This window comes from Actinomadura geliboluensis, assembly GCF_005889745.1.
Taxonomy (GTDB): Bacteria; Actinomycetota; Actinomycetes; order Streptosporangiales; family Streptosporangiaceae; genus Spirillospora; species Spirillospora geliboluensis.
In genome coordinates this window covers 1-11,233 of sequence record NZ_VCKZ01000302.1, presented here as the reverse complement: position 1 = coordinate 11,233, position 11,233 = coordinate 1, and the positions used below count along the sequence as shown (strand labels likewise).

General features: G+C 71.5%; 9 protein-coding genes. All 9 read right to left on the bottom strand.

Going from position 1 to position 11,233, the window contains the following annotated elements; all coding sequences use genetic code 11:
• A partial coding sequence (locus ETD96_RS31765; protein ID WP_138640178.1) for a LacI family DNA-binding transcriptional regulator occupies positions 1-702 on the bottom strand: 702 nt, incomplete at its 3' end.
• Entirely contained in the window at positions 686-1,933 is a 1,248-nt protein-coding gene (locus ETD96_RS31760) for an MFS transporter (protein ID WP_138640177.1), read from the bottom strand. The genes ETD96_RS31765 and ETD96_RS31760, both read right to left, overlap by 17 nt.
• Positions 1,934-1,935: 2 nt before the next feature.
• Positions 1,936-3,303 (bottom strand): GH1 family beta-glucosidase, encoded by a 1,368-nt coding sequence (locus ETD96_RS31755; protein WP_138640176.1) that lies wholly within the window; start codon positions 3,301-3,303, stop codon positions 1,936-1,938.
• Positions 3,303-5,591, bottom strand: a complete 2,289-nt coding sequence (yicI, locus tag ETD96_RS31750) for an alpha-xylosidase (RefSeq protein ID WP_138640175.1) — start codon at positions 5,589-5,591, stop codon at positions 3,303-3,305. Before yicI ends, ETD96_RS31755 begins: the two co-directional genes overlap by 1 nt.
• On the bottom strand, positions 5,588-6,484 hold the full coding sequence (locus tag ETD96_RS31745) for a carbohydrate ABC transporter permease (RefSeq protein WP_240808369.1): 897 nt from the start codon (positions 6,482-6,484) through the stop codon (positions 5,588-5,590). The genes yicI and ETD96_RS31745 overlap by 4 nt, the downstream gene beginning before the upstream one ends.
• Before the next feature lie 76 nt (positions 6,485-6,560).
• A complete protein-coding gene (locus tag ETD96_RS31740) occupies positions 6,561-7,475 on the bottom strand; it encodes a carbohydrate ABC transporter permease (protein WP_240808368.1) in 915 nt (304 codons plus the stop codon).
• Positions 7,472-8,758 carry an ABC transporter substrate-binding protein gene (locus tag ETD96_RS31735; RefSeq protein WP_138640174.1) on the bottom strand — a complete coding sequence of 429 codons (1,287 nt, stop codon included), beginning with the start codon at positions 8,756-8,758 and terminating at the stop codon, positions 7,472-7,474. Before ETD96_RS31735 ends, ETD96_RS31740 begins: the two co-directional genes overlap by 4 nt.
• A gap of 198 nt (positions 8,759-8,956) precedes the next feature.
• The gene (locus ETD96_RS31730) at positions 8,957-10,297 is read right to left on the bottom strand and encodes a protein kinase domain-containing protein (protein WP_138640173.1); all 1,341 of its coding nucleotides are present in this window, start codon (positions 10,295-10,297) and stop codon (positions 8,957-8,959) included.
• Between the two features lie 39 nt (positions 10,298-10,336).
• Positions 10,337-11,128 carry a putative hydro-lyase gene (locus ETD96_RS31725; RefSeq protein WP_138640172.1) on the bottom strand — a complete coding sequence of 264 codons (792 nt, stop codon included), beginning with the start codon at positions 11,126-11,128 and terminating at the stop codon, positions 10,337-10,339.
• Positions 11,129-11,233 lie beyond the last annotated feature (105 nt).

Below are 11,233 nucleotides of genomic sequence, written 5' to 3'. Positions count from 1 at the left end.
ATGCGGACGGTGGCGATCACCGGTGGCGGAGCCAGCGGAGCGCTGGCCGCCGCGCATCTCGCGCGCCGGACGGCGGGACCGCTGCGAACGGTGCTGATAGACCGGGACGCGCGGCACGGTCTGGGTCTGCCGCTCGTACACCTCGGGCGGCGACCCGATCAGCGCGATCTCCCGGTGGCCGAGCTCGGCCAGGTGCTCGACGCAGACCGCGCCGGCGGCGTGGAAGTCGAGGTCGATGCAGGTCAGGTCCTCGGCGTCGGCGGGGAAGCCGATGAGCACGCTCGGCCGGTCCAGCGAGCGCAGCAGCGGCAGGCGCGGGTCCTTCATCTGCACGTCCATGACGATCAGCGCGTCGACGAGCGCGCTGTCGGCGACGCGGCGCAGGCCGTCCTCGCCCTCCTCCTGGGTGAGCAGCAGGACGTCGTGGTCGTGCCGCCGCGCCGCGGTCACCACCGACACGGCGAACTGCATGACGACCGGCACCGCGATGCCGGAGCGCAGCGGGATCATCAGCGCGAGCACGTTGGAGCGGCTGCTGGCGAGCGCGCGGGCGCCCGCGTGCGGCCGGTAGCCGAGCTCGCGGATGCTCTCCCGGACGCGCCGCCGGGTCTCCTCGGAGATCGAGCGCTTCCCGCTCAGCACGTAGGAGACCGTGCTCGGCGACACGCCCGCGTGCCGCGCCACATCAGTGATCTTGACCACGGACCGTCCCGTCGTCCTCGGAGGGGTGCAGAGTGCGAACGATGCTAGCCGTGCCGGGAAGGGCCGGAGCGCGAGCGCGCGGCGGCCGGTCCAGCACGATCACCGCGAGGGCGGCGGCGGCCACCGCCGCGCCGGCGAGCGGCGTCCCGCGCACGCCCGTCAGCGGCAGCAGCGCGCCGCCGAGCAGGGCGCCGCCGGCGATCCCGACGTTGAACGCGGAGGACGTCCACGCCGAGGCGATGTCCGTATCGCCCGGTGCCGACTCCATGACGCGGGCCTGGAAGGCCGTCGCGGCACCGGGGATCCCGATGCCCAGCAGGATCAGCATGGCCACGGCCGGGACGGCCGCCGTGCCGAACGCGAACAGGCCGAGCATGGCGATCGCCAGCACCGCGGCGGACCCGGCGGCCAGCGCGCGCGGGCCGCGGTCCACCACGATCCCGGCGATGACGACTCCGGCGATGTCGGCGACGCCGTTCACCAGCAGCAGCGGGCTGATGGCGGCGCCGGAGAAGCCGCTCACCCGCGTCAGGAACTCGGTGATGTAGGTGAAGGCGGTGAAGAACCCGCCGATCAGCAGCATGATCGTGACGACCAGCAGCCGGAAGCGCCGAGCGTCCGGTGCGGACGCCGGGACGGGGTCGCGGCCGGTCGCCCTCCCGCCCGGCAGCAGGACGGCGATCGCGACCAGGGACACCAGGCACAGCACGCCGAGCGCGGCGAACGACGCGCGCCACCCGATGGCCCGGCCGAGCCACGTCCCGGCGGGGACGCCGAGGACGATCGCCATCGACCCGCCCGCGAACACGTAGGCGCCCGCCCGGCCCCGCGCCTCCGGCGGCATCAGCCCGGCGGCGGCGACCACGGCGACCGGCCAGAACACCGCCTGCCCGAGCGCGGTCACCAGCCGGGTGCCGAACAGCGCGCCGTAGCCGGGCGCGGCCGCCGCCGCGAAGCTCATCGCGATGAACAGCGCCATCACGCCGGTCAGCAGCGGGCGGCGGCCCACCCGGACCGTCAGCTTGACGAGCGGGACGGACACGACCGCGACCACGATCCCGTAGCCGGTGACGAGCAGGCCGACGGCGGAGGCGGAGACGTCCAGGTCGTCGGCGATGAGCGGGAGCAGCCCGATCGGGAGGTTCTCGGTCGTGCCGAAGCAGAACGCGGCGAGGGCCAGCGCCGCGACGGCCGCCCCCGCCCGTCCCGCCATCGGGCGCTCCCGCTCCATCGTCAGGCGCTCCCGCGGTGCGTCGCGATCGTGTCCCGGTACCAGTGCGCGCTGTCCTTCCAGGTGCGCGCGCCGGTCGGGTAGTCGACGCGGACGAGGCCGAACCGCTTGGAGTAGCCGTACGCCCATTCGAAGTTGTCGAGCAGCGACCAGGCGAAGTAGCCGCGCACGTCGGCGCCGGCCGCGCAGGCGCGCTCCACGGCGGCGATGTGGTCGTCCAGGTAGGCGATGCGCCGCTCGTCGCGGACCCGGCCGTCCTCCACCGTGTCCTCGAACGCGGCGCCGTTCTCGGTGACCATCAGCGGGATGTCGGGGTACTCGCGGTGGAGCCGCAGCAGCAGCTCCTCCATGCCGTTCGCGTCGATCGGCCAGCCCATCGCCGTGTACGGGCCGGGCTGCTCGGCGAACTCGACGCGGTCGCAGCCGACGAACGGCGACGCCGCGCCCTGGCGGTGGCCGTCCGCGTGTGCGCGCGGGGACGTCCCGTCCCACACCCGGACGAGGGTGGGCGAGTAGTAGTTCACGCCGAGGACGTCCAGGGGCGCGGCGATGACGGCCTCGTCCCCGTCGCGGACGAAGCTCCAGTCGGTCAGGGAGGACGTGTCGTCCAGCAGGTCGGCGGGGTAGCCCCTGCCCAGCATCGGGTCCAGGAACACGCGGTTGGAGACCGCGTCCACCTGCCGGACGGCCTCCGCGTCGCCGCGCAGGTGGTGCAGGTTGAGCGTCACCGAGTGCCGCGCCGACGGCGGGGTCACCCCGCGCAGCGCCCGCACCGCGAGGCCGTGCGCGAGGTTGAGGTGGTGGGCGGCGGCGAGCGCGGCCACCGGGTCGGTGCGGCCCGGGGCGTGCACGCCGGACGCGTAGCCGAGGAACGCCGAGCACCACGGCTCGTTCAGCGTCGTCCAGGTGTGGACGCGGTCGCCGAGGACGCGCCCGATCCGCTCGGCGTAGTCGCCGAACCGGCGGGCCGTGTCGCGCTCGGGCCAGCCGCCCGCGTCCTCCAGGTGCTGCGGCAGGTCCCAGTGGTAGAGCGTCGCGACGGGGGCGATGTCGTGCCGGAGCAGCTCGTCGACCAGGCGGGAGTAGAAGTCGAGGCCCTTCTGGTTGGGCGTGCCGTCCGGCAGCACGCGCGACCAGGAGATCGAGAACCGGTAGGCGCCGATGCCGAGGGCGGCCATCGTCGCGATGTCCTCCTCCCACCGGTGGTAGTGGTCGGTGGCCACGTCACCGGTGTCGCCGTCGAGCACCTTGCCCGGCGTGCGGCTGAAGGTGTCCCAGATGGACGGCGCCCGGCCGTCCTCCCGGGCCGCCCCTTCGATCTGGTAGGCGGCGGTGGCCGCGCCCCACAGGAACCCTTGCGGGAACCCCATCAGCTCTCCTCTGCCAGAGTGATGACCAGCTCGTCACCGGTCGCCTTGATGAGAACACCGTGCGGATGGTCGGAAGACTCGCCGCCCTCCACGGCCGCTACGCGTGCGTTGACGAGAAGGACGTTCCAGGCTCCCTCGCCGGTCACGCGCACGTTTTCACCGTTTTTCACCGTGGTGAAGGTGGCGTCGCCTACCTGGGTGACCGTGGTCCCGTCGGACGGCTCGTAGACGCGCAGCGTGACGCCGTCCGCGTGGTCGTAGTCGGGACGGTCCTGCACCGCGCCCTCCGGGATGACCGCACCCGGCCGGACGAGCAGCGGCACGCTGTCGAAGCCGTGGTGCTCGCGGACCCACCGGCCGCCTTCGACCCGTTCACCCGTCAGGTAGTGCGTCCACACACCCCCCGGCACGTAGTAGGAGACGTCACCGTCGGACGAGAACACCGGCGCCACGAGCAGGTCGTCGCCGAGCATGTACTGGCGCTCCAGGTGCGTGCAGGCGGGGTCGTCGGGGAACTCCAGCACCATCGCCCGCATCATCGGCAGGCCCTCCCCCGACGCCTGCCGCGCGGCGCCGGCCAGGTACGGCATCAGCCGCATCTTCAACCGGGTGAAGTCGCGCAGGACGTCCACCGACTCCTCGTCGAACAGCCACGGCACCCGGTAGGAGTGGCTGCCGTGCAGGCGGCTGTGCGACGACAGCATCCCGAACGCGATCCACCGCTTGAACAGCGCCGGATCGGGCGTCCCCTCGAAGCCGCCGATGTCGTGGCTCCAGTAGCCGAACCCCGACGCGCCCAGGGACAGACCGCCGCGCAGGCTCTCCCCCATCGCCTCGAACGTCGACTCGCAGTCGCCGCCCCAGTGCACCGGGAACTGCTGCCCGCCGACCGTCGCGGACCGGGCGAACACCACCGCCTCGCCCTCGCCCCGCTTCTTGCGGAGCAGATCGAAAACGGTCTGGTTGTACAGATAGGTGTAGTAGTTGTGCGCCCGTTCCGGGTCCGAGCCGTCGTGGTAGACGACATCGGTCGGGATGCGCTCCCCGAAGTCGGTCTTGAAGCAGTCGACGCCCATGTCCATGAGCGCTTCGAGCTTGCCCGCGTACCATTCCCGCGCCTCGGGATTGGTGAAGTCGACCACCGCCAGGCCGGGCTGCCACTTGTCCCACTGCCACACGTCCCCGTCGGGGCGCATGAGCAGGTAGCCCCGCGACCGGCCCTCCTCGAACAGCGGCGAGCGCTGGCCGATGTAGGGGTTGATCCACACGCAGATCCGCAGACCCCGGTCCCGCAGCCGGCGCAGCATGCCCGGCGGGTCGGGGAAGACGCGCGGATCCCACTCGAAGTCGCACCACTGGAACTCGCGCATCCAGAAGCAGTCGAAATGGAACACGCTGAGCGGCAGGTCGCGCTCCGCCATCCCGTCGATGAACGACGAGACGGTCTCCTCGTCATAGGACGTGGTGAACGACGTCGACAGCCACAGCCCGAACGACCATTCCGGCAGCCGCGCGGGCCGCCCGGTCAGCGCGGTGTACTTGCGCAGGATCTCCTTCGGCGACGGCCCGTAGATGACGAAGTACCGCATCGACTGGCCCTCGACGCTGAACTGCGTCCGCGCGACCGCCTCCGACGCCACCTCGAACGAGACGCGCCCCGGATGGTCGACGAAGACGCCGTATCCCGCGTTCGTCAGGTAGAACGGCACGTTCTTGTACGCCTGCTCGCTGGCCGTCCCGCCGTCGGCGTTCCACACGTCCACCGACTGGCCGTTCTTCACCAGCGGCCCGAACCGCTCACCGAGCCCGTAGACGAAATGGTCGACGCCGAGGTCCAGCTGCTCCCGGACGTAATGCCGCCCGTCGTCAGTGTCGATGACGGCCTGCGCCTTGGGCGCGCTGCCGGTCAGCCGGCGCCCGTCCGCGAGGAAGTCGACCCGCCAGCCCTCGCCGCGCCCGACCCGCACCGACAGCGCCCCGGACGTCAGCGTCGCCGCCTCCTCGCCGACCGCGACCTCACCGCCCGGCGCGATGGCCAGCTCGAACTCCGGCCCGCGCCGCCGCTCCCCCGCGAAATGGGTGAGCGTGACCCCGATGACGTCCGGCATCGGCGCCTCGCAGGTCACCGTCACCACCGGCCCCTTGAGCAGATCCCCCCGGTGCCGGATCTTCTGCACGGGCGCGTACACCGTGAAGGAGTCCGCCCCCGCGTCCACGTCGAGGACCTCCACCGGATGAAACGCCTGCACACCCTCGCGCATCATCCAGTAGCCGTCACTGAACTTCATGACTTGATTGCCCCCGCTGTCAGTCCGCGCGAGAGAGTGCGCTGGAAGATGAGGAAGAAGACGACGGTCGGGAGGAGGCCGAGCAGCGACGCGGCGCTGGACATGGTGGCGTCCATGAGGCGCTGCCCCTGCAGCACGCCGAGCGCGACCGAGACCGTCTGGTTCTCGTTGGAGATCAGGAAGGTCATGGGGATCAGGAACTCGTTCCAGGTCCACACGAAGAAGAAGACGAGCAGCACCGACAGGGTCGGGCGCACCACCGGGACGACCACGCGCCAGAGGATCTGCCAGCGGCCCGCGCCGTCGATCCGGGCGGCCTCCAGCAGCGGGCGCGGGAACGCCGACAGCACCGACGACAGCAGGTAGGTGCCGAACGCCGCCTGGATCACCGTGAACACGATGATCACGCTGAGCTTGGTGTCGTACAGGCCGACCTGCTTGGACAGGTAGTACAGCGGGTAGACGAGCGCCTCCTGCGGCACCGTGTTCGCCATGAGGAGCAGGACCAGGACCCACATCCGGCCCTTGATGCGGCCGATGCCGAGCGCGTAGGCGTTCAGCACCGACAGCAGGACGGCGAGGACGGCGACGGAACCGCTGATCAGCACGCTGTTGAGCAGGACGTTCCCGAAGTCGGTGCGCTCCCAGAACGCGCGGACGGCGTCCAGGTTGATGCCGTCCGGCGGCGACAGCGGCCCCGACGAGGAGTACTCCTGCGGCGTCTTCAGCGCATTGAAGACCACCACGACGAACGGGATCAGCATGATGCCGGCGAAAGCGCTCAGCGCCACCAGCACCGCGTAGGCGGACGGCCCTCTGCGGCGGCGGTGCGCCGTGTCCCGGGCCCGCCGAGGCGGCGCCCCGGCCTTCTCGGTCAAGGTCGTCGCCGTCACCGTTCTCTACCTTTCTGGGGGGCGACCCCCAGACCCCCGTGGGCCTGGGAGCCCGAAGATCCTCGCTTCGCTGCGGTCATCGGGCTTCCCCGAGTTCACGTGACTGCATGCGCAGGAAGACGACGGTCAGAGCGACGATGACCAGGGTGAGGACGGTCGCGATCGCCGAGCCGTAGCCCACCTCCGACTTCTCGAAGAAGTGGACCCACGAGTAGTACGCGGGCACGTTGGTCGCGCCGCCCGGGCCGCCCTTGGTGAGGACGAAGATCTGCGAGAACGCCTTCAGCGCGGCGATCGTCGTCCAGAGCAGGACCACGAAGATCTCCGGCCGGATCTGCGGGATCGTGATGTGCCAGAACCGGCGCAGCCAGGTGGCGCCGTCGATCTCCGCCGCCTCGTACAGCGACGGGTCGACCCGCTGCAGCCCCGACATGAAGATGACCAGCGGGAACCCGATCTGGATCCACACCATCACGCCGAGGACGCTCCACAGCGCGGTCGCCGGGTCGCCCAGCCAGTCGTGCGCGAGGGAGCCGAGGCCGACCGCGTCCAGCAGCGCGTTCACCGCGCCGTTCTCGGGGGCGAGCAGCCAGCTCCACACGACGCCCGCGATGACGATCGGCAGCACCTGCGGCAGGTAGACGCACGCGCGCAGGACGCTCGCGGTCCGGGCGCCGAAGTGCCGGTCGATCAGGTCGGTCAGGGCCGAGGCCAGCACCAGCCCGATCAGCGTCGGGACGACCGCCATCCCGAGGATGACCAGCGCGTTGTGCCCGAAGGACGCCCAGAAGTCGGCGTCCTGGACCAGCTCCCGGTAGTTGGCGAGCCCGACCCATTTCGGGGTGCCGACGCCCGTCCACTCGGTGAAGCTCGTCCCGATGTTCATCAGGAACGGCACGCCGATGACGGCGGTGAAGAGGAGCAGGCCGGGGAGCAGGTAGGGCAGGTAGCCCAGCTGCTCCCGCGACCGGCCGCGGCCCTGCGCCGTCACTTCGGCAGGCCGTCCTCGTAGGACTTCTGGACGCCGTCCAGGGCCTTGCTCGGCGACTCGCCGTTCATGAGCTTCTGCGTCTGCGACACCCACACGTCGTAGAAGCCGGCGACGGGCCAGTCCGGGTAGTAGGCGAGGCCGTCGGACTGCGCGAGGCCGTTGAAGTCGTCGATGAGCTTCTTGGCCTTCGGCTCGGTGATCGCGGACGGGTCGGCCGCGACCGGGATGCCGCCCGCGTTGCCGAGGAGGTTCTGCACCTTCTTCTTCATCGTGATGTCGATGAAGTCGTAGGCGAGCTGCTTGTTCTTCGAGCCCTTCGGGACGACCCACAGGTTGCCGCCGGAGCCGAGCGTCAGCTTGGCGCCGGGCCACACGGCGGTCTCCCAGTCGAACTTGGACTCGGCGGCGACCCGGCCGAACCACCAGCTGCCGGAGAACATCATCGGGAACTTGCCGCTCATGAAGGCGACGCCCGCGTCCTCGGCCTTGAGGCTGACGGAGTTCTTGGCGATGTAGCCCTTCTTCACCCAGTCGGCGAAGGTGGTGGCTCCGGCGGTCCAGGCGGCGTCGTGGAAGTCGACCTTGCCGGTGTAGCGCTGGTAGGCGTCCACCCAGCTCTTGTCGGCCTTGTCCAGGGCGAGCTGGTAGACGAACTGGTGCGCCATGTACTCGGCGCCCGCGTTGGTCAGCGGGGTGACGCCCTTGGCGACGAACTTGTCCATCGCGGCGGTGAGCTCGGCGTACGTCGTCGGGATCTCGACGCCGTTCTTCTTGAACAGGTCCTTGTTGTAGTAGACCTGGACATACTCGGCGTAGTTGGGCACGCCGAACCACTTGTCGCCGCCCATCGTGCCCTTGGCGTCGTACTTGGCGGTGACCTGGACGTTGGGGCTGACCAGCTTGTCCCAGCCGCGCTTGGCGACCTCGGACGTGAGGTCGGTGAGCAGGCCCTGCTTGGAGAGGAGGCCCGCGGTCGCGTTGCCCTTGTTGTACTCCATGAGGTCCGGGGCGTCCTTGGAGTTCAGGACCATCGGCGCGGTCTTCTGGATCTGCTCGAAGCCCTTCTCCTCGAACGTCACCTTGACGCCGGGGTGGGTGGCCTCGAACTCCTTGATGGCCTCGTTCCAGGCCTTGCCCATGGCGCTGTCCGGGGACTCGTAGTGCCAGAGCTTCAGCTCCTTGCCGCCGGAGCCGCCGTCGTCGTCACCGCCGCACGCGGTGAGCGACAGCGCCGCCGCGGCAAGGGCGACGAGCACCGCCGCGCTCCTGCCTGCCTTGAACATGGGTTCCTCCGGGGGGGTGGGACGGATGCCGGTGGCGTCCGGGTCCTTGCCGAGTCGGGCGTCGATCTGTCGAAGCGCTTCGATTGCCGGGATGCTAAGCCCTCGACCGGGACGCACACAATAGGTCGCCGGGCCTCAATTCGGCGGGATCCGGGCTGACCTGCGGGAACATTCTGGGAGCGCTCCCATGATCACCGCTCAGCCGGCGCACTCGCCGCCGTTGAGGGTGAACCGGGTGGGCGCCGCGTTCGCGCCGTCCTGGCGGCCGATGAACCCGAACTCGGCCGTGCCGTCCGGCGGGATCGAGCGGTTCCAGTCCGCCGCCGTCACGGTGACGGACGGGCCGTCCTGCACCTGGCTGCCGTTCCACAGCTGCGTGATCGCCTGGCCGTCGGGGAACGCGAAGCCGAGCCGCCAGCCGTCGATGGCGCCGTCCCCCAGGTTCGTGATGCGCACGGTCGCCTGGAAGCCCTGCGGCCAGGTGCCGTCCACCCGGTAGGACACCGCGCACGCGGCGGCCGCCGGGCGGGACGGCGGGCCCGCGGACGGCGACGCGGCGGAGTCGCGGGACGAGTCGGGCGCGAGGGCCGCCAGCAGCGCGGCGAGCAGGGCGATCCCGCCCGCCAGGGCCCCGGCGACGATGAGCGGCCTGCGCGCGGACGACCCGGCCGGAGGGTCGGCGGGCGGCGGTTCGTCCAGGACCCGCGTCGGCTGCCGGGGCACGGTGTCACCGGGCGGGGACGGCGGCGGCGCCTCCGGGACCTGCGCCAGCTGGACGCCCGACGCCGCGGCCAGGACGTACGCCGCCTCCCGCGCGCCGGGACGGGCCTCGGGGTCGTCGCCGAGGCAGTCGCGCGCCAGCGCGGCGACCTGCCCGGGGATCTCGGCGGCGCCGCGCAGGCACTCATTGAGCACGATGCCCAGCGAGTAGATGTCGGCGGCCGAGGTCGGGGCGGCCCCGCGCAGGAGTTCGGGGGCGACGTAGGCGGGCGTGCCGAGGACCGGGCCGCCCGCCGTGGACGGGCCGGTGAACGCGATGCCGAAGTCGAGGACCTTCACGCCGACCGGCGTGAGGAACACGTTCGCGGGCTTGATGTCGCGGTGGACGACGCCGGCGGCGTGGGCGGCGGCCAGCGCGTCGGCGACGCGCGCGCAGATCCCGGCGGCCTCCCGCCAGGGCAGCGGGCCGCGGGCCAGCCGCGCCGCCAGGGTCTCCCCGTCCAGCAACTCCATGACCACGTACGGGATGCGGTCGCGCGCGGGCGAAGCCCCGGAGCCCCCGGGGCCGGTCTCGTGCTCGCCGTAGTCGTAGACGCCCGTGATGCTGGGGTGGGTGAGGCCCGCGGCGGCCTTCGCCTCCTGGCGGAGCCGCCGCGTGAACTCCTCGGGCCAGCCCTCGTTGGGCACCTTGACGGCGACGGCGCGGTCGAGCACCAGGTCGACCGCGCGCCAGACGGTCGCCATGCCGCCGGCGCCGACGGGGCGGTCGAGGCGGTAGCGCTCCCCCAGGCGGTCGCCCGGGGCGACGGTCTCGGGCATGGGGGAAGCCTATGCCGGGTTCAGGGCACCGGGTACGGCTCAGGGCACGAGGTACCGGGTGTCGCGGGCGTCGGTGATCGCCATGTGGCCGGGCGCGTGCCCGATGGCGAGCTTGGGACGGGACGCCATCACCGCCGCCTGCGGGGTCACGCCGCACGCCCAGAACACCGGGATCTCGTCCACCCGGATCTCGACCGGGTCGCCGAAGTCGGGCGCGTCCAGGTCGTCGATGCCGAGTTCGACCGGGTCGCCCACGTGCACGGGAGCGCCGTGGACGGACGGGTACCGCGCCGTCACCCGGACGGCGTCGGCGACCTGCGCGGCCGGGACCGGGCGCATCGAGACGACGAGCGGGCCGCCGAAATCGCCGGCGCGGCGGCACATCCGGTTCGTCCGGTACATCGGGACGTTCCGGTTCTGCTCGATGTGCCGGACGGGGACGCCCGCCTCGCGGAGCGCGTCCTCGAAGGTGAAGCTGCAGCCGATGAGGAACGACACGAGGTCGTCGCGCCAGTACCCGGTCACGTCGGCGACCTCGGCGACCGGTTCGCCGTGCTCGTAGACGACGTAGCCGGGCAGGTCGGTGCGCAGGTCGCCGGCGAACAGCCCGGACGAGGTCGCGCCGGGCTCGGTGACGTCGAGCACCGGGCACGGCTTGGGGTTGCGCTGCGCGAACAGCAGCAGGTCGTAGGCGTCCGCGCGGGGCACGGTGATCAGGTTCGCCTGCGTCCAGCCGGCGCACCAGCCGGAGGTGGGGACGCGCAGGCCGGCCCGGAACAGCGCCCTGGCCTGGTCCGGGCTGAGCGCGCCCGGGTCGAGCGGTGCGGTCATGGTCGGTCCCTAAGATCGTTTTGTCTGGAGTGAGTCGCTCTGGATGCCCAGGGCGACGGGGTGTGGCTGATGGTTGTTTGCCGCTGTTGTGGCTTGAAAGGAATG

Excerpts from the sequence above, each read along its gene's own strand:
- ETD96_RS31735 (WP_138640174.1), bottom strand. The coding sequence starts at position 8,758 with ATGTTCAAGGCAGGCAGGAGCGCGGCGGTGCTCGTCGCCCTTGCCGCG.
- ETD96_RS31760 (WP_138640177.1), bottom strand. The coding sequence starts at position 1,933 with ATGGAGCGGGAGCGCCCGATGGCGGGACGGGCGGGGGCGGCCGTCGCG.
- ETD96_RS31730 (WP_138640173.1), bottom strand. The coding sequence starts at position 10,297 with ATGCCCGAGACCGTCGCCCCGGGCGACCGCCTGGGGGAGCGCTACCGC.
- ETD96_RS31755 (WP_138640176.1), bottom strand. The coding sequence starts at position 3,303 with ATGGGGTTCCCGCAAGGGTTCCTGTGGGGCGCGGCCACCGCCGCCTAC.
- ETD96_RS31725 (WP_138640172.1), bottom strand. The coding sequence starts at position 11,128 with ATGACCGCACCGCTCGACCCGGGCGCGCTCAGCCCGGACCAGGCCAGG.
- yicI (WP_138640175.1), bottom strand. The coding sequence starts at position 5,591 with ATGAAGTTCAGTGACGGCTACTGGATGATGCGCGAGGGTGTGCAGGCG.